This window comes from Brumimicrobium oceani, from assembly GCF_003143775.1.
GTDB lineage: Bacteria > Bacteroidota > Bacteroidia > Flavobacteriales_D > Crocinitomicaceae > Brumimicrobium > Brumimicrobium oceani.
In genome coordinates this window covers 250466-269327 of record NZ_QFRJ01000003.1, presented here as the reverse complement: position 1 = coordinate 269327, position 18862 = coordinate 250466, and the positions used below count along the sequence as shown (strand labels likewise).

The 18862-nt window shown below is 34.9% G+C and carries 22 protein-coding genes; 13 read left to right on the top strand and 9 right to left on the bottom strand.

The features are described from left to right. Positions 1-127 precede the first annotated feature (127 nt). From DIT68_RS06430 to DIT68_RS06405, 7 genes are all read left to right on the top strand, one after another. The gene (locus DIT68_RS06430; protein ID WP_109358995.1) at positions 128-403 is read left to right on the top strand and encodes a death-on-curing protein; all 276 of its coding nucleotides are present in this window, start codon (positions 128-130) and stop codon (positions 401-403) included. A 63-nt stretch (positions 404-466) separates the two neighbouring features. Further along, positions 467-784: a hypothetical protein gene (locus DIT68_RS06425; protein WP_109358994.1), complete on the top strand. Its 318-nt coding sequence runs from the start codon at positions 467-469 to the stop codon at positions 782-784. Between the two features lie 11 nt (positions 785-795). Continuing rightward, positions 796-1149, top strand: coding sequence for a TOTE conflict system archaeo-eukaryotic primase domain-containing protein (locus tag DIT68_RS06420; RefSeq protein ID WP_199223387.1), 354 nt, complete (start codon positions 796-798; stop codon positions 1147-1149). 70 nt (positions 1150-1219) lie between these two features. Next, complete coding sequence (locus DIT68_RS06415; protein ID WP_109358993.1) at positions 1220-2134, top strand: DUF6602 domain-containing protein; 915 nt, start codon at positions 1220-1222, stop codon at positions 2132-2134. Further along, a complete protein-coding gene (locus DIT68_RS16310) occupies positions 2124-2285 on the top strand; it encodes a hypothetical protein (RefSeq protein WP_158276131.1) in 162 nt (53 codons plus the stop codon). Before DIT68_RS06415 ends, DIT68_RS16310 begins: the two co-directional genes overlap by 11 nt. A 153-nt stretch (positions 2286-2438) precedes the next feature. Beyond that, positions 2439-2621 carry a hypothetical protein gene (locus DIT68_RS06410; protein WP_109358992.1) on the top strand — a complete coding sequence of 61 codons (183 nt, stop codon included), beginning with the start codon at positions 2439-2441 and terminating at the stop codon, positions 2619-2621. Positions 2622-2653: 32 nt separating this feature from the next. Then, positions 2654-3229 carry a HutD/Ves family protein gene (locus DIT68_RS06405; RefSeq protein WP_109358991.1) on the top strand — a complete coding sequence of 192 codons (576 nt, stop codon included), beginning with the start codon at positions 2654-2656 and terminating at the stop codon, positions 3227-3229. Positions 3230-3297: 68 nt separating this feature from the next. On the opposite strand, the gene DIT68_RS06400 is transcribed toward DIT68_RS06405, so the two are convergent. After that, complete coding sequence (locus DIT68_RS06400; RefSeq protein ID WP_109358990.1) at positions 3298-4470, bottom strand: proline dehydrogenase family protein; 1173 nt, start codon at positions 4468-4470, stop codon at positions 3298-3300. Positions 4471-4602: 132 nt separating this feature from the next. Between DIT68_RS06400 and aroB the strand changes: the two genes are divergently transcribed. The 5 genes from aroB to DIT68_RS16305 all read left to right on the top strand — a co-directional run bounded on the left by aroB (position 4603) and on the right by DIT68_RS16305 (position 9147). Beyond that, positions 4603-5667 (top strand): 3-dehydroquinate synthase, encoded by a 1065-nt coding sequence (gene aroB / locus DIT68_RS06395; RefSeq protein WP_158276130.1) that lies wholly within the window; start codon positions 4603-4605, stop codon positions 5665-5667. Between the two features lie 219 nt (positions 5668-5886). Beyond that, a complete protein-coding gene (locus DIT68_RS06390) occupies positions 5887-6867 on the top strand; it encodes an acyl-CoA dehydrogenase family protein (RefSeq protein WP_146194144.1) in 981 nt (326 codons plus the stop codon). Positions 6868-6947: 80 nt separating this feature from the next. Next, positions 6948-8330: an MATE family efflux transporter gene (locus DIT68_RS06385; RefSeq protein WP_109358987.1), complete on the top strand. Its 1383-nt coding sequence runs from the start codon at positions 6948-6950 to the stop codon at positions 8328-8330. Positions 8331-8378: 48 nt separating this feature from the next. Beyond that, complete coding sequence (locus DIT68_RS06380; protein WP_109358986.1) at positions 8379-8975, top strand: hypothetical protein; 597 nt, start codon at positions 8379-8381, stop codon at positions 8973-8975. 1 nt (position 8976) lies between these two features. Beyond that, positions 8977-9147, top strand: coding sequence for a DUF5522 domain-containing protein (locus tag DIT68_RS16305; protein WP_158276129.1), 171 nt, complete (start codon positions 8977-8979; stop codon positions 9145-9147). Between the two features lie 117 nt (positions 9148-9264). Here DIT68_RS16305 and DIT68_RS06375 read toward each other — a convergent pair whose 3' ends face one another. The 3 genes from DIT68_RS06375 to DIT68_RS06365 all read right to left on the bottom strand — a co-directional run bounded on the left by DIT68_RS06375 (position 9265) and on the right by DIT68_RS06365 (position 11056). Further along, the gene (locus DIT68_RS06375; RefSeq protein WP_109359020.1) at positions 9265-9789 is read right to left on the bottom strand and encodes a PEGA domain-containing protein; all 525 of its coding nucleotides are present in this window, start codon (positions 9787-9789) and stop codon (positions 9265-9267) included. Between the two features lie 183 nt (positions 9790-9972). Next, positions 9973-10509 (bottom strand): DUF1697 domain-containing protein, encoded by a 537-nt coding sequence (locus DIT68_RS06370; RefSeq protein WP_109358985.1) that lies wholly within the window; start codon positions 10507-10509, stop codon positions 9973-9975. Between the two features lie 103 nt (positions 10510-10612). Further along, positions 10613-11056 (bottom strand): PepSY-like domain-containing protein, encoded by a 444-nt coding sequence (locus DIT68_RS06365; protein ID WP_109358984.1) that lies wholly within the window; start codon positions 11054-11056, stop codon positions 10613-10615. Between the two features lie 376 nt (positions 11057-11432). On the opposite strand from DIT68_RS06365, the gene DIT68_RS06360 reads away from it, so the two are divergent. Then, on the top strand, positions 11433-12596 hold the full coding sequence (locus tag DIT68_RS06360) for an MFS transporter (protein ID WP_109358983.1): 1164 nt from the start codon (positions 11433-11435) through the stop codon (positions 12594-12596). A gap of 22 nt (positions 12597-12618) precedes the next feature. On the opposite strand, the gene DIT68_RS06355 is transcribed toward DIT68_RS06360, so the two are convergent. From DIT68_RS06355 to hisS, 5 genes are all read right to left on the bottom strand, one after another. Beyond that, positions 12619-13176: a hypothetical protein gene (locus DIT68_RS06355; RefSeq protein WP_109358982.1), complete on the bottom strand. Its 558-nt coding sequence runs from the start codon at positions 13174-13176 to the stop codon at positions 12619-12621. 783 nt (positions 13177-13959) lie between these two features. Next, positions 13960-14517: a hypothetical protein gene (locus tag DIT68_RS06350; RefSeq protein ID WP_109358981.1), complete on the bottom strand. Its 558-nt coding sequence runs from the start codon at positions 14515-14517 to the stop codon at positions 13960-13962. A 429-nt stretch (positions 14518-14946) separates the two neighbouring features. Then, positions 14947-15480, bottom strand: coding sequence for a hypothetical protein (locus tag DIT68_RS06345; protein WP_109358980.1), 534 nt, complete (start codon positions 15478-15480; stop codon positions 14947-14949). Further along, entirely contained in the window at positions 15477-16973 is a 1497-nt protein-coding gene (hutH, locus tag DIT68_RS06340) for a histidine ammonia-lyase (RefSeq protein ID WP_109358979.1), read from the bottom strand. The genes DIT68_RS06345 and hutH overlap by 4 nt, the downstream gene beginning before the upstream one ends. Continuing rightward, positions 16973-18343: a histidine--tRNA ligase gene (hisS, locus tag DIT68_RS06335; protein WP_109358978.1), complete on the bottom strand. Its 1371-nt coding sequence runs from the start codon at positions 18341-18343 to the stop codon at positions 16973-16975. The genes hutH and hisS overlap by 1 nt, the downstream gene beginning before the upstream one ends. Between the last annotated feature and the right edge of the window lie 519 nt (positions 18344-18862).

The window sequence follows — 18862 nt, the reverse complement described above, 5'->3', positions numbered from 1 at the left end:
TGAGAACGCTTCGCTAAGTTTGCAAATCGACCACCTAGCATTTAGTAAGTTTTATAAATGAAATTTTTAAAAAAACATTCTAGTTGATATTTATTATTGGTATATTTAATAAATAGAAGATTAGATAATGCAAGAAAATAATTCTCAAATAATAATATATCAGACGGAAAGCGGTGACACTAAATTGGATGTTCGTTTTCAAGATGAAACCGTGTGGCTTACGCAGAAGATGATGGCTGATTTGTTTCAGAGTTCTGTTCCCAATGTCAATATGCATCTAAAAAATATTTTTGAAGAAGGGGAATTGGAAGAAAATCGAACTATTAAGGATTTCTTAATAGTTCAAAAAGAAGTAAAACTGGAAGCTAGAAGGCAACAGGTGTTTTTAATCTTGACGCTATAATTTCAGTTGTTTATCGCAAAAAAGTGAAGAAATATATAAGTAAATCTTAAAAAGTAAAACCCCATGGATACAGACGATTTATCAATTCCAACATACGATGGAATTCTCGGTGAAGCCGAAAAATTTAATCATGATCTAACATTGCAGTTTGGCCTCTTGGCTTCTCAATGTAAAGACGATGATGAGTATTTAAACAATGCTGAAAACTTAATCAAAAGTTTACTTGAGGTAAAAGAATTTGATTACATAATTGAAGAAGTTTTCTTTGGAAATTATGTGAGTAAGACTGAACTTCATAAGGCCTTAAATAAAATTCTTAAAAACATAGCTGAAATAAGGAAAACTCCAATGGATAAGCGAGAATATGAAGATTGGGGTTAAGTTTATGGTTAATGGAAAATGCTTCGGATATTATCAATTTATTTCGTTCCCTTTTTAAAGGACGTGAAGATGTATTTGCAGTAAGGTGGGAGAAAGGTAAGAAGTCGGGATATATGCCTGCTTACTTTTATGATCCTTATCGCTATCGAGTGCATAGAATGAATGGAGGTACTTTTCAAAATTTCACAGAGAAATCTTATTTAAAACACTCAGATGAACAAGTTCAAAAGCATTTAGACGGTTTTCATCACATTGGAATTTATCCTTTATTGCAAGATAATTCTAGTTGGTTTTTAGTTGCAGATTTTGATAAAGCCAATTGGCAAAAAGAGGTGATTGTTTTTCTAGATGCCTTTATTAAGTAAGGTTTGATTACAACTTTGACGATAAAATAAAAGAAGTATGAATTTAATTTGAAATAAAAACTATAGGAAAATGAACGATATATTAGTGGAACTTACAAAATTTAATGTGAAAAATATAATAGAGTCTTTTAATATATCTAAAAAGGTCTTTTCAAATAAGGACACAAATAAATTGTTTCATAGCGGCGAGTTTGGTGGATATAGAGAGGATATTATAAAGAACTGGTTAAAACTTTACATCCCTGAAAAGTTTGGGATTAGCTCTGGTTTTATAATAACTTCAACAAATAAAATAAGTACACAATGTGATATTGTTATTTATAATAAAGATTGTACACCAACTATTGATAATAACGGACAAAGATTTTTCCCTATTGAAACAGTAGTTGCAATAGGAGAAATTAAGTCAGATATCCAATCAGCGAAAAGTTTAAATGAAATTCTTTATAAATTGGCTAAAATTAAAGAATTGAGGTTGGAAATTGAAACCTCAAAACCTGACGTTTATGAAAGAAGATTTGAAACAACGATGAAAAGATTGATAGATTTGAACCCCGATAAAATACTTCCGCCAGAAGGTGTGAATCCAAATAATTATTTAGAAATTTCAATGAAAGGAAACCCTTATGATAATATTTATACCTTTTTAATCTGTAATAAGTTTGATTTTGATTACTCTAAATTCGAGTTTGACTACAAAGACATTCAACCGTATTCTTGGCATAACTCTATTCTAAGTTTGAATGATGGAGGATTTAGTTATATCACGCCTGAGAGAACACCTAATATGTCTTATCCAGTATCTGGAAAGATTGTATTAGATCATTATTTTACAAAAAATACAGGAGAACAAAATGATTTGGAGCCGTCTATTAGGTCATTCTTGACTAAACTACACGATAATATAATTGACACCACAGTATTTAAATTTGATATACTAAGATACTTAACTCTAGAGAAAGATATAATTACTCGTGTCAAATAAAATCGAAATTCAATTAGGCATCATTAAAGATAAAGGGCGCCAATCATTTCTAGAAAACGAGCCTAAAAATTTCATGAGAATCATGCATGATTATTCTGATGACAATAAGGGATTTGTAATTTGGAAATCAGCGATGGAGGAAGTGGTTTAGATAAACTTAGGTCCTTTTCTTTAAAATAAAATCTACAAACCTTTGAAAACACACCTAATTCTCATATATTTATTTGTAAATAATAGACTTAGACATTTCAAAAATATATAATTCAATCTTTTTCAAAAGATTTAACCTTTAAAACCAACGAAAATGAAAACTAAAATTAAATGGTACAACAAGCCGCAATTGGTTGGTACATTGTTGATGTTTTGGCCTCCGTTTGGTTTATATGGACTTTATAAGAGTGAAAACATCGATTCAAAATTTAAAATAGCGATTTGTGGAGCTCATATATTGGCGATAGCATTGCTTATTTGGGTCCGCTATAACTAAACTTGTCCTAAAGGATTAAAAATTAATCTCTATTGAAAACGCATATTCTTACTCCACAAAACTTCCAAACCTCGCAATGGTCTGGAGGAACAACAACGCAACTCTATATCTCCCCAGAGGGCGCAACTTTAGCAAATAGAGATTTTAAACTAAGAATTAGTATAGCCAAAGTCGAAACAAGCGAATCTAGTTTCACCTCTCTACCTGGAGTAAATCGTAAGTTGATGATTTTAGAAGGAGAAATCACTATTACCCACGAAGGTCATTACAGTAAACACCTAAAACCTTTCGATGTCGATACTTTTAAAGGAGATTGGAAAACCAATTCCAAAGGAACTTGCACAGATTTTAATGTCATGACGACTGGTGAGCAACAAAACGAAATGTATTATTTAGCTATGGGAGCTGCCATGAATTACAAATTGAAACCAAAATCGACTTGCAAGGATTTATTTATATACGCGACTTCAGGCAATTGCACCTTACGAATGCTGGGAGAAAACCATTTTTTCCATAAAGGAGATTTAATGGTTATTGAAGACTTTACTATTCCTTCAATTTCCATTAGTAGCCCTAAAGCTTTTGGCATTGTGGTTTTAGAGGTTTGACTAAAGCAAAATTGTCAATTAAACCAAACCCCTAAATGCGTCAACCATTAATAATTAAACATTAACAATTATTTAGTGAGCTTTCTCCGTTTCCATTCTCTAGAAATCAAATTCAATTCTCTTCCTGTTTGACCAGCAACAGAAGTATTTTCATCTGCTCTTCTCAATAAATAAGGCATTACTTCTTTTACTGGGCCATAAGGAACATATTTCGCAACTTGATAACCGTGGTAAGCTAAATTGAAAGAAATATGATCAGACATTCCTAAAAGTTGAGCAAAATAAATGCGTTTATCGTCTTTCGCTATATTGAATTCTTCCATTAAATCGACAAGTAAATGGGAGCTATCTTCATTATGTGTTCCACAACACAATGAACAAGTTTCAATTTCCTCAACCATAAGTTTAGTTGCGGCATTAAAATCTATGTCGGTGGAGTTTTTGTCTGGTTGAATTGGAGATGGGTATCCCATTTCTGCCGCACGATCACGCTCTTTCTCCATATATGCACCACGAACGAGTTTTGCACCAAATTTATAACCTTCTCTTTTGGCTTTTTCAATCGCATTTTTAATGTAGTCCAATCTGTCGTGACGATACATCTGGAATGTGTTGTAAACTATACATTTTTCCTTATTGTATTTCGCCATCATAGATTCAACAATTCTATCTAATGCATCTTGATACCAAGATTCTTCAGCGTCTATAAATAATGGAACATTAGAGTCGTGAGCATGTTTACAAATATCATTTATTCTGTTAAAAACCCGAGTAAACTCAGCTTTTTCTAAAACTGTTGGTTCTGCTTTCTCATCATTTAACTTTTCTAATAATGCATGTCGTGACAATCCAGTGGGTTTGAAAACAGCGAATGGAATTGCTTTATTTCCCTTCGCCTTTTCAATTGTCGCTAAAATTTCATCTCGTGTAGCATCAAAATCTTCTTCCTCCGTTTTTCCTTCAACAGAATAATCGAGAATAGTACCAACATTGTTGTCATACAATGTCTGAATCGTTTGATCACAGTCATCAATTGTTTCTCCTCCACAGAATTGCTTGAAGATTGTTGCTCTTATAATTCCCTGGATTGGAAGTTTAAGTTTAAAAGCAATAGGAACCATCAATTTCCCAAATTGTACCAACCATGATTTACCCACTAGTTTAAACATGGTGTACGCGCGTTTCAGGTCTTTAGTAGACTTGTATTTGAAAGCGATTTCTGTATTATCAAATGATATCATTCGGCAAATTTAATTTCAAAAAAATTATAGACAAGCTTTTTTAACTGATGTTACTCATTTTTTTAACTGATCTTCTTCCGAATGTTAAAAACTTTCAGTTGTTTTGTCCTAATACAAACCAAGCATCAGTTTATGGCAAAGCAAATCGTCTCCAAAAATAACAAAATCGAATTGGGAATGTTGACCAACTCAAGTTTTAACTTGCTACTAACAACAAAATATAAGAACAGTAAGAAAATTATTATTGTTGACGAAAATACCGAGCAAGAATGCTGGCCCTTTGTTCTTACCTCTTTCGAGGCCCTAAAGGAGGCAGAAGTCATTTTGTTGCCTGCAGGAGAAGAAAATAAAGTAATGGAAGTATGCTTTCAAGTTTGGGAAGCTTTTACCAATTATAATATTCAACGCAATGACTTGGTGATTAATCTTGGCGGAGGTGTTATTACGGATATGGGAGGTTTTATTGCTTCGGTTTACAAACGCGGACTCGATTTTATTAATATTCCAACTTCTCTTTTGTCCATGGTAGATGCTTCAGTTGGGGGGAAAACAGGAATAAACCTAGGAGCTCACAAAAATCAATTAGGGCTTTTTTCTTCTCCAGAATTAACAGTTTGTGACCCCTCATTTCTAAGTACTTTAGATCCAAAGGAAATTCTTTCCGGAAAAGCAGAGATGATTAAACATGGATTAATTGCTTCTAAAAGCTTGTTTAATGAATTATTGAACGATAAAAACGAAATTCCGTCATCAAAATTAATCGAAGAAGCCATTCAAATAAAATCAGATATTGTAGATAGAGATTTTAAGGAAAATGGTGAAAGAAAGAAATTGAACTTCGGACACACAATTGGTCACGCCATAGAAGGGTATTTATTAGAAAAGCAAGTCGAAGTTACTCATGGAGAATGCGTAGCTTGGGGAATGTTAGTTGAATGCTACCTCTCCTATGAGCTTGCTGGATTATCTCTTGAGGAATTAGAAATAATTGAGAATTTTATTCGGAAAACTTATTCTGAAATCTCAATTGTAGAAGCTGATTTTGGACAGCTTATTTACTTGATGGGACACGATAAAAAGAATCAAGGAGAAAAAATTAATTTCACTTTGTTGAATGCCATTGGGAAATCTACAGTGGATTATCAATTGGATGAAGCGGTGATTTTAGAAGCACTAATTAAAACTTTTACTACTTGATTCATTTTTTAGACATAATAAACATTGTAATAATTGTATTGCTTAAATCGGAGGCATTATTTACTTCTCCCTTTGGAGGGAGATCGAGAGGGAGGGATATCAAGAAAGATAGAAATCGAGGATTTACTCAATGATTTCTCAGAGAGCAATCCGTTGACTGCGGTGACTGAGCCTGTCCGAAGGCGTCGAAGGCAACTAGATATTTAAAATTATAAAAAAATGAACCCATTTACAATAAAAGAATACCAACAATTCCATTTAAATCAAGACAGACTGCAAAAGTGTTATGAGGAGAAATGGTTTAAACTATTTGTACCGAAGGTTTATAATGGCCTTCAACTTTCTATGGAAGAGGCTTGTCGAGAATTGTACAAAATAGCGGAAATTCAAGGCGGATTAGGCTGGACGGTCAATCTTGGTGCTGGTGCGAATTGGTTTTCTGGTTTTTTTGAAGACGAAATTGCTAAAGAATTATTTACACCAGAAAATGCTGTAATTGCTGGAAGTGGATTTACGAATGGCAATTGGAGAAACACGAATTTAGGATTTCAAATCACAGGTGAATGGAGTAAGTGTACTGGCGCAAATCATGCAAGCCTTTTTAGTTTAACAGCCAATAATGAATCGAACGGTTCAAAAATATTCGTTGTTCCAAGAGAGAAAGTTCAATTGTCGGAGGAGAAATGGCCCATCATGGGAATGCGTAATTCCTCTTCTTTTGGAATAACTTTAAACAAAGTTGAAGTTCCTAAAGGTCACGATTTTCAAATGAATGTCATTAAGAATAACCAGGATTATGGTGTATTCCATATTCCATTTCAATCTTTTGCACGATTGTGTATGAGTGCATCTTATCTGGGAGTTGTGAAATGTTTAGTAGATATCTGTTTGAAAGATCTCCGAAAACCCTTGGTGATAAAGATCATCGAGAATGATTTGTTACCGCTATTAGATTCTTCTTTGGAGCAACTTTATGAAAGCGCTCAGCGAATAGAAGAGCTCAGTTTAGACCGTCGCTTTAATGAAAAAACTGCGGAAAACTTAAAATTGAAATTGGGAGGTAATAACATGAAAATCTTCGATGTGCTTCAGTCGTTATTTCTTGCTGGTGGTTTACCTTTTATTGAAGAAGATAAATTAGTACATTGGGCTTATCGAGATGTGTTAACAGCGGTTCAGCATTTTATGGTGAAACCTTAGGCTGTTAATTAGAGTGATGTTTAAACATTATCCGACTTTCAATGTTGGGTATAGCCTAAGAAGGATTTAAAGTAAACGGAGTGAAGCAATTAAAAGATAGGAATTTAACGCAAGGAAGTATTTTGAGTTCGCTCATCAACCTTTCTGTGCCTATTATTCTCGCAAATGCCCTACAGAGTATGTATCAGTTGATTGACACCTTCTGGTTGGGACGTTTAGGAGTAAATGCAGTAGCTGCAGTGAGTTTAAGCTTTCCAATTCTGTTTTTGATTTTATCATTGGGCGCTGGATTAACTCTAGCAGGTTCTGTTATTGTGGCCCAAGCAAAAGGCGCAGGAAATCAAAAAAACGTTAACTACAGCTCTTCCCAAACTGTTTTTGTGATCTTTTTCTTGTCGATTCTCCTTTCATTTATAACCTTCCATGCATCAGAACCTTTAATGAAACTCGTTGGTGCGGGTCCCGAAATTCTTGGTGATTCAGTGACCTACTTTAAGTATTCCTCTTTTGGATTTGTATTTCTTTTTATGTTTTTCGTATTTCAATCTTTAATGCGAGGAATCGGAAATGTTTGGTTGCCCATGTATATTGTGCTGGGAACTGTATTATTGAACCTGGTACTTGATCCATTATTTATTTTTGGTTACGGCTCATTCGAAGGAATGGGAGTGGCTGGTGCAGCTATCTCAAGCGTTATTACCCAGGGAATTTCGGCCGTAATAGGAATAGGAATGCTTTTTAAGGGGAAGAGGGGAATAAAGATTAAATTTCCACAAATGAAGTGGGATTTTAAATGGACCAAACAAATGTTTGCAATCGGAATTCCTTCAAGTCTGGAACAATCTGCGAGGGCAGGAGCAATGACCATGTTGGTTGTTTTGGTGACAAGCTTTGGAAGTGAAGTGGTCGCCGCTTATGGGATTGGGGTACGTGTTTTAAGTTTGATTGTAATTCCTGCTTTGGGCTTTTCTATTGCAACAACAACTTTGGTAGGGCAAAATGTAGGTGCAAATCAAATTAAACGAGCCGAAAAGGTTGGAGATCTAAGTGCGAAAATAGCCTTTTTCGGGCTGTCAGGAATAGGTGTTTTACTCTTTATTTTTGCAGAACCCATCACTGCCTTCTTTGTCCCTAATGATCCTCAAGTTATAAAAGAAAGTGCCTTGTTTATAAAAATTATGGGACCAAGTTTTGGGCTTTTGGGCTTGCAACAGGTGCTCAATGGCGTTTTCAATGGCGCTGGATTTACTCAAGTTTCTTTGCTTATTTCTATATTTAGTTTGTGGATGATTCGTTTTCCAGTAGCTTTTTTACTTTCAAATAATACTTCGTTAGATGAGGTTGGATTGTGGTGGTCATTCCCAATATCTAACTTTATGGCGGCGATGGTTGGTTTTATTTATTACAAAACAGGACATTGGAAAGGAATGTTGGTTAAAGGGAGGCATCGATTAGGTAAATAATTGAGACTTGAGATTGAAAACTATTATCTTCGTTAAAAATTAATTAGTATGATTAGATTTATTTTTGTTGTCATTTTCTTATTTACTTCTCTCTGTGGATTTTCGCAGTCTTACCATTCTGAAATTGGAGTAGAAGTTCAAGCAGCAAGCTTTTCAAATATGGGCGGAACAATTGGGGGAGCTTTAAAATGGGCCCTTGTAGAAGAAGAATCTTTGGCTTATGGTCCGAGTTTCAGGTTCCAGTACTTGTTTAGTCAAAATACTTATTTGGGAACTTCCAGCAGCGCATTTGTTTTTGGTGGAGGTGGATTTTTGCATTATCGATTTTTAGATTGGTTTTTCTTAGGTACAGAGGTTGAAGTATTGAAAAATCCCTATCGCTACGTTAATCCGGATAAAAACTGGAGATTAACAGCGTTTTTAGGAGGTGGAATTTCAAGAGATTTCGATTTTGTTAGATTAAATGTAGGAATTCTATATGATGTTGCTGACGCTATTTCGGATCCCTTAACTTCAAATCCATCACCCTTAAGTGGCGATTATTTTTTTAGAGTAAGCGATCCCACAAAGCCAAATACGGGCAAATACATGCCTATTATTTATCGTATCGCATTTTTCTTTCCATTAAATAGTAACAAAGAATAGCATGTTTAAGAAGAAAATTGAAATGATAGAAGGTGACTACTACAAAACCGAGGAAGGTTATATTGTTTTCACAGAACAATACTTGCTAAGAAGAGGGTATTGTTGTAAGAATGGCTGTAAACATTGTCCTTATGGTTATGACCCGAAGACAGATCGGTTGAAAAAGAGGTGAGTTATAGAAGGCTTAATGGCCCCGTCTAAAGGCCATAAATTTTGCACTAGGAATTGTTTTAGATATATTCTTCAGAAGAACGGATTTTTACTGATGATCAATGCTGTAATTTGGATTTCAATTTTCATCTAAAATCTTTTTCTTTTCCTGTTCAAACTCCTCCTGAGTAATAATTTCCTCTTCCAATAATTGCTTAAATTCTCTTAACCTTTCTGCTTTAGATCTTGTTTCAGCCTTTGGTTTTAGAGGCTCTTCTATTTTTTCTGTATTGTTGATTTGCTCAACCTTATTAAGTGATTGTAGTTCGTAAATACGTGTGGGTTTATATTTCATTGTCCACAAAAAGGGAACGATAAGAAAAATACCGCCAACTATAGCCCCGGGATCAATTTCTTCGCTTCTGGTGAATGTTGTTCTTAAGGTTTCGTAGCCTTCTTTTTTAAGCTGTATATAATTTGTGCTTCCTGTAATTTTGGTGTCTGTATAAGCATGCGGAGTGGTGCCCACTGGTTCATTATTCACATATACTTTTGCTCCGGCAGGAATAGAGTTGATGAGTGTTGTACTGGCACAACTTGATGCCAATATTGCAAATGCTAATAATATAGAAATCCCTTTCAAGTTTTTTGCTCTGCTTTTCATCTTCTGATTTTTTAACAAATGCAAAATTAACAAGAATATTTTAATACCTGGAGCTAAAGCGCCCAAGTTGGTTCTAATAAGTTTCGCACCCAGATATATTTGAAAAAGAACTAAAGATTTGAGTTATTTGACACTGTATTTATATGGATTTTATGAGCAATCAAGCAAAGATTTAACAGCACATCAATCTTGACTTAATTCCATTAATTTCAAAACGGTTTTCCAATTCCTCGTAGTAGCTCCAACTTTTAATTTTTTCTCAAAAAAGTTGTTTGTCAGTTTCGATTGATGGTATTTTCCTTCGCAAAAAATAAAGATGTTTTCGCCTTGAATTTCAAACTGGTCTTCTTTCGAATCGAATGATCTAAGCGATTCTATATCCTTTTCTGACGGTTTTTTATTCAAAAAAGTGAGGTGAAGCTTACTCATGTCAGCGTCCGATGTGAAGAAGGGATTTGATGAAATAGCGGCCTTTAGTTCTGCTCTTGTTTTTATGATTACAGGAACATCGAAACCGAATTTTTTGAGAATTTCTGATTCAATTTGAAGAGATAACTCTAGGTTTTTTAATTCTGATTCGAAAATTACATTTCCACTTTGAATGTATGTTTTGGCATTCATAATTCCGATTTCAACGAGCATTGACTTCAAATCGGTCATCAATATTTTTCGTTTTCCACCCACATTTATCCCCCTTAAGATTGCAATCTTCTTTTCCATTTTTCATTTTGTCTTTAACCAACTTTTGTTAAGCAATTCAAAAGAACAATAAAAAAAAAGAATTAGGTGAAAGAAGAGCGATTAAATGTGCCTTTTATAAATATTACTTCTCAACATTTATGAAGTCACCATTTAAATCGAAAGCAAGCTCTAGTCCGTTATCTAACTCAATCTCTTGAGCGTTTCTTTCTAACTCCCATTCCACGATGGAGTTTTCTGGGAAGTATGCAGTAACGAAGCTTGCGAGTTTTGTTGGCACTACGGAATCGGGTAATTTATTTCCACTTTCAATTTCTATCGCTTTTCCTTTGTTGTTGAACTTAAGGTTAATTTTACCATTTAAAAATACTTTGTAACTTCTCTTAAAACCAACTTTATAAGTCACCGCTTTTTTGATGAAATGTTCTGGGAAATGGATGGAGACATAGTCTTTAATTATTTCGGGTAAAGTGTCTACATACACAATTTTATCCTTTTTCAATCTTAAAATTACAATTCCAATAGCCGTTGTAATTATTGTGTTTTCTATGATTTTTCTGGTATTCATGTTGTCTTTTTGTTTGTTTTAGAATAAGAGTAAGTTAAGAATTAATTAGCTTAATTCAATCTGTTTTAACAGACTTTTGTTTTTGTTATTTCGACGATAGCCTACGTTTTCTATTTCCGATTGAAGTGGGAATGCTGAAAACTGCTTTTGTTTTGTGCGTTGATTACATCATTCTATACGATTCCAAAGGGGAAGAAGATAGCTCCTCAATGGTAATAAGCTTTAATGATAAATTAGGCTTGGCTTTTAATTAGCAGATTGCAAAAGTGAATTTCCTTTCCTTTCAAATTCATTCCTTCATCTGAAGATTTAAGTAAAAATCCTTGAATAGAATTGAGCTTAAAAAATGAGTACCTTTGCATTTTTGAAAAGGAATATGAATAAAGGATTAATAGCATTGGCTTTTGGAGGTTTGGCACTGGGTATGTCAGAGTTCAGTATGATGGGCTTATTGATGAATATTGCTGAGGATATTGGAATCAGTATTCCAAAGGCTAGCAATTTAATCGGACTTTATGCACTGGGTGTAGTGGTAGGAGCTCCAACATTAGTTATTGCAACAGCCAACATGAGACCTAAAAAAGTACTTTTCTATTTGATGATTTTGTTTTTTATATTCAATGGTATTTTTTCTTTTGCACCTAACGAATGGAGTCTTTATGTTTCTAGATTTGTTTCTGGTCTGCCTCATGGAGCATTTTTCGGTGTGGGCTCTGTTGTGGCTGCTAAGCTGGCAAAACCCGGTAAAGAAGCACAGGCGATTTCCATTATGTTCACAGGTATGACTATTGCTAACTTGGCGGGAATTCCATTAGGTACCTATATTGGGCAAACTTTCTCATGGAGATTAACTTACGGAATTATTAGTTTCCTTGGTTTAGTTACAGCCCTTTCAGTCTTTTTTTGGCTTCCTGAAATTGATAAACCCAACGTAAATATTCGAAAGCAATTAAGTTATTTTGGTCGCAAAGAGGCTTGGTTAATTATAGCTGTAATTGCTGTAGGAACGGGAGGTTTATTTTCTTGGATGAGTTATATTGGACCTTTGGTTACCAAGGTTTCAGGATTGGCTGATGAAAAAGTTCCAATAATTATGTTTTTGGTTGGGTTGGGAATGTTTATAGGAAATTTAATTGGTGGTAAGCTGGCCGATACCGTCATCCCAACAAAAGCGGTGATTATATCATTTATGGCAATGGTCTTTTGCCTAATTTTGGGCTATCTCGTTTCATCGATAGATTGGGCAGCCTATCCGATGGCTTTTCTTACTGGAGGTGTAGCTTTTAGCGTTGGTGCAAGTTTACAAATGATGCTAATCAATAGTGCAGAAGGTGCAGAAACGATTGCTGCTTCAGCAGGGCAGGGTGCTTTTAATATCGGGAATACACTGGGGGCATATTTTGGTGCAGTTCCAATTGGACTTGGTTTAGCATTCAATACACCAATGCTTGTTGGAGCAGGTCTAGCATTTATTGGCAGTGGTTTGGCGCTGATTTATCTTGTAAAGTACCGCATGAGGTCAATTACAAATAAAGTTTGATAAACGCTGTAATGGGTTGAGTTTAGCTAATAGCCGCTTTTTTTGCTTCGTCTAATTTGTTAAAACCTATAGTGTAAAGAAACAATAGTACTGCTGAAGAGAAAGCAATGATTAAGATTGGTGTTTCTAATATTAATCCAGCAGGTGTAATCAAATACATCGTGATGATAGGTAGGATGCTGTAGACTAAATATACACATAACCCAATCTTGAACCCGAAAAACATAAGGAAAACACTAATTAATCCCACTATTAATGTTCCTAAAAGTGAATAATTTGATAAATAAAAAACTTCATTGTTGATATATCTTGAATTTTCAACGATCTTCTGTGTTGACTGCATATACTCTGGACTTGCTCCTTGATTTACCAAAATTTGAGTTTCTCCATAAAGTGCAGACATTTGTTGCTCTAACTGAACTTGAGTCATTGGACCGTCAATTAGTCTCTGCGTTACCGCTGTTAATGTCGAAAGGATATAAATAGAGCTTAATAATAGTAGTAAACTCAATAATTTTGGACGCTTCGTTGTGCTTAAAGAAGTGTAATCTTGCACGTGTGTTTCGCTAGAGTAATTCATAATTGAGTGTTTTTAAGTTCTTATTTTCTTTGTCTGATTATACCTAATGACCAGCTCAGAAATTTTGTTTACACTACTAATTTAAGGGCTTTAATTGATTGATAAAACTTTTTTAGACGAACAGGATAAGCGCATAAGCATTGAATTCACAAGCTTTTGGGTCTTTTTTATTGTTTATCGAAAGATTTAGATTATTCAACCAATAAAAAGTGGATATGGTCTATTCATAAAAAAATCAAAAAAACTTTGTGATTTTCTGTTTTTCTTAGACGAATTTTTTAGGCTTTTCGATAAATGAGGGAGGTAAGCCTATTTTAATCGCTATAAGGATGTTGTCTAAACACTTACAAACCCAGATTTTTGATAGAACACTTCTTGAAGCTGCTATCCTTTCCTCAGAGAATAAATATTTTTTTGAAGAAAGAATCTCTTCTAATTCATTTATTATCAGAGTTGATTCCAATAAAAGAGAAGTACGGTTTAACGATAGTGCTTTTTGCGACTTAAAAGCCCTATTATCCATTAAGCATTTTGAATAATATATGCATATACTGCTTTGTTCATGAGTGGATCTTTTACCTGCTTTGGGAGCAAGCTAAAAGCCTCACTAAGAATCTGGAGGGGCTTATAGACTTATGCAGGGTTTTATCACGTAAGTATATTTAACTGGCCTTAGAAAAGGATTTCCTTATGCATCTCTTTAACTCTTATAAATGAAAAATCCCCTTTATTTTAAGTAAAGGGGAAAAAGTAGTGTATTGTTGTGCTGATGAAGTTGAAACCTTAAGCGTTTGCCGCTTTTTTTGCTTCGTCTAATTTGTTAAAACCTATAGTGTAAAGAAACAATAGTACCGCTGAAGAGAAAGCAATGATTAAGATTGGTGTTTCTAATATTAATCCAGCAGGTGTAATCAAATACATCGTGATGATAGGTAGGATGCTGTAGACTAAATATACACATAACCCAATCTTGAACCCGAAAAACATAAGGAAAACACTAATTAATCCCACTATTAATGTTCCTAAAAGTGAATAATTTGATAAATAAAAAACTTCATTGTTGATATATCTTGAATTTTCAACGATCTTCTGTGTTGACTGCATATACTCTGGACTTGCTCCTTGATTTACCAAAATTTGAGTTTCTCCATAAAGTGCAGACATTTGTTGCTCTAACTGAACTTGAGTCATTGGACCGTCAATTAGTCTCTGCGTTACCGCTGTTAATGTCGAAAGGATATAAATAGAGCTTAATAATAGTAGTAAACTCAATAATTTTGGACGCTTCGTTGTGCTTAAAGAAGTGTAATCTTGCACGTGTGTTTCGCTAGAGTAATTCATAATTGAGTGTTTTTAAGTTCTTATTTTCTTTGTCTGATTATACCTAATGACCAGCTCAGAAATTTTGTTTACACTACTAATTTAAGGGCTTTAATTGATTGATAAAACTTTTTTAGACGAACAGTATAAGCGCATAAGTGTTGAATTCACAAGCTTTTGGGTCTTTTTTAATGTTTATCGAAAGATTTAGATTATTCAACCAATAAAAAGTGGATATGGTCTATTCATAAAAAAATCAAAAAAACTTTGTGATTTTCTGTTTTTCTTAGACGAATTTTTTATGCTTTTCGATAAATGGCAATAATTCTCTCCTTATTGAAGTGCTACATTTTAATTTTTAGGGCTAGGAAAACGTGTTTTTAATCCATAAAAAAACCGAAAATGGGCTACATTTTCGGTTTACATAATATCGTTGTTAGATGCATCTACCTATTTCATGTACTTTAATTTCGTTCCGTAGAGTAGCGCAAACAAAGCACCTATAAAAACCATTACAACAATGGAAGCTGTCAGTATGAGTTCTTGTGGCAACGTAATATATGTCGTGATTATGGGAAACAAACTGTAAAAAAGATAAATATGAAATCCTATTTTCTTTAGTTGAAACATTAAAACCAGACTAGCAGCACCAATAATTAACTCAATTAACCTTAGGTAATTGGTGAGCTGATAAACTTCATTGTTGATATAAACAGAAGTTTCTACCATCACTTCAGCCATATCCGTAAGTTCTTCACCCAAACCTTGATTCCGTAATTCGACCATAGAGCCATAAAACTCAGACGTCTCTTGTTCTAACTGGTTTTGTGTTAAAGGTCCATTTGAAATTGCTTGAAATGTAGCCGATAAGCTCATTACAATATATATAGCACTCAATACTAAGAGTACAGTAAGCGAATTAGGCCTTTTAGTTTCTGTATTTATGTCCTTAGAATTTGGTAATTCCTCTTGCTGGTAACTCATATCAAAGAATTGTTTTGGTTTTTAACATGGGCTTTACTTTCTCTTAAATAGCTAGACATGTACTCGTCTTCATTGATGAAAGGAATCTTCTCTCTGAACGTTTGATGCTCCTTTTGAAGTAGCTTACTGGTTTTTTCAACTCCTTTAAACTCTACTCCTTGAGCTCCAGCCATCAATTCTATTCCTAAAATCTGCCAAACATTCTCTACAACTCTGTGTAATTTCGTTGCTGCATTAGCGCCCATACTCACATGGTCTTCCTGTCCGTTCGATGAATCTATAGAATCTACAGAAGCGGGTGTACACAATTGTTTGTTCTGACTTACGATAGAAGCCGCAGTATATTGGGCAATCATAAATCCACTGTTCAATCCTGGTTTCGCTACCAAAAACGCTGGTAAACCACGCATTCCGCCCATTAATTTGTAAATTCTTCTTTCAGAAATATTCCCTAATTCTGCCAAAGCAATCGCTAAAAAGTCGAGGGCTAAAGCCAAAGGTTGACCATGAAAGTTTCCTGCTGAAACAATTAAATCTTCATCTGGGAAAATTGTAGGATTGTCAGTAACTGCGTTAATTTCTCTCGTCACCACTTGTTCTGCATGGTTTAAAGTGTCCCAACTCGCTCCGTGAACTTGCGGCACACATCTAAAACTATAAGGGTCTTGAACATGCACTTTTTCTTGTGTCACGAACTGACTTCCTTCCAGATTTTTAGAAATTTCCGAAGCTGCTTTAATTTGTCCTGCTTGATTTCTGATTTTATTCACAGAAGGAGTAAAAGGATCAATTCTTCCGTCATAAGCTTCCAAGGACATGGCAACGTTGATGTTTGCTTGTTTCAAGATGTTTTTTCCTTCATAAACACAATGTGCCAAATATGCACTCATAAATTGTGTTCCGTTTAATAAGGCCAATCCTTCTTTTGATTGTAATTGAATAGGAGAGAGGCCAAGTTCTGAAATGACATCCTCTGTATTGGCTTTCTTTCCTTTATAATAAACTTCTCCTTCGCCAATAATAGCGAGTGCAATGTGAGCCAATGGACTTAAATCTCCGGAAGCCCCCAAACTTCCTTGTTCATAAACTACAGGAATAATGTCATTATTATAAAAGTAGATTAATCTTTCAACCGTTTCTACTTGAACTCCAGAATGTCCGTAATGCAAACCAATCGCTTTGAATAAAAGCATGGTCTTTACAATTGAAGAAGGAACTTCAGCGCCTGTACCACAAGCGTGAGATCGTACCAAATTTACTTGTAACTTCGCTAAATCTTCTTTTGAAATAGATTGGTCATACAGAGATCCAAATCCGGTATTGATTCCGTAAATGTTTCCTTCCGTGTTTTCCATTTTATTATTCAAGTATTCACGGCATTTTAAAACGGCTTTTCGACCATTTTCTCCCAATTCTACTTTATTTCCTGAAGCAATAAATTGAAATAATGCGTCAATTTCAAATTGCTGATGATCTAAGACTAATGTTTTCATTATGAACAATATTTTTCTGTGAATGATTCTATGGACATCGTTTCTTGATCTCCAGATTTCATTTCTTTAATGGTAATTTCGTTTTTCTCAAGCTCACTTTCGCCAACAATAACTGTGTATTTTGCATTTCTGTCGTCTGCATACTTAAACTGTTTTTTCAGTTTTGCTTCATCAGGATAAAGTTCTGCGGTGACATTGTTGTTTCTTAAAGCTTGTAAAAGGGGCAATGAATATTCAACTTCTTTTTCTCCAAAGTTGATGAAGAGGAATTCAAGCGTTTGATTAATGTCTTCTGGGAATAACTCCAATTCCGTCAAAACATCGTAAATTCTATCCGCTCCAAATGAAATTCCAACTCCCGAAAGATTTTTCATTCCAAAAAGTCCAGTTAAATCATCGTATCGACCGCCACCACAAATAGAACCCATTTTTACTCCGTTTGCTTTTACTTCGAAAATTGCACCAGTGTAATAGTTCAATCCTCTTGCTAGGGTCACATCAAATTCTAGTTTGGCGTTTTTTAATCCTAAAATTTCAGTTTTTTGAAAAACGTATTCCAGTTCTTCAATTCCTTTCATTCCAATCTCACTCTCTGCTAGAAATTCTCGCATGAAAGTCAGCATTTTCTGTGTATCACCAGTCAAACTAAACAAAGGTCGAATTTTGTCAATGGCTTCCTGACTCACATTCTTTTCAATCAATTCCTTTACAACGCCTTCTTCACCAATTTTATCTAGTTTATCGATGGCCACAGTAATGTCAATAATTTTATCTTCTTCTTTCGTTACTTCGGCAATTCCAGAAAGTATCTTTCTATTGTTAATTTGAACCGTAAAATCTGGCACTTTTAAAGCAGAAAGTACTTCATCAAAAATCTGAATAAAATCAACTTCAAATAGGAGGGAATCACTTCCTACCACATCGGCATCGCATTGATAAAATTCTTGGTAACGTCCTTTCTGCGGGCGATCAGCTCTCCAAACAGGTTGAATTTGGTATCTTTTAAAAGGAAATGTCAAATCATTTTGGTGCTGCACAACAAATCGTGCGAAAGGAACCGTTAAGTCATAGCGCAATGCTTTTTCAGAGAGTGAATTTGCAAATTTCGGCAAGTTTCCTTCTTCAAGGGCTTTTAAATCCGCTTTCTTTACTTTGTCACCCGAGTTCAAAATCCTAAAAATCAAGCGATCACCTTCTTCTCCATATTTCCCCATCAAAGTAGAGGAAAGTTCAAAAGAAGGAGTTTCAATAGGAGCGAAAGCATATTTTTTAAACACCGTTTTAATCGTGTCATAAATATAATTTCTTCTGTTCACCTGAAAAGGAAGAAAGTCACGTGTCCCTTTTGGAATGCTTGGTTTTTGTGCCATTTTTGAAATATTTTAAAGCAAAAATAGGAATTTTCTACGCTTAATAGGAAGTGAGTGAAAATATCTTTTTTTCGGGCGTGCCCTTTCCATATTATGGGCTTACCCCAGACAATTTTACTTTCTCCCCCTCCTTTCCCCCGCGAATCTCTCCCTCTCTGCGAAACTTAGCGTCACCTTTCATTTCCATTCCTTCGCGAAACTCTGCCCCTCTGCGAAACTCCGCGTAACTTTTCTTCTTTTCCTTTGCGAAACTCTGCCCCTCTGCGAATCTTTGCGTCACTTTTCCTTGTCCTTTGCGAAACTCCGCCCCTCCGCGAATCTTTGCGTCACCTTTTCCTTTTCTCTGCGTAACTTTTCCATTCCTTCGCGAAACTCTGCCCCTCTGCGAAACTCCGCGTAACTTTTCTTCTGTTCCTTTGCGAAACTCTGCCCCTCTGCGAAACTCCGCGTAACTTTTCTTCTTTTCCTTTGCGAAACTCAGCCCCTCCGCGAACCTTTGCGTAACTTTTCTTCTTTTCC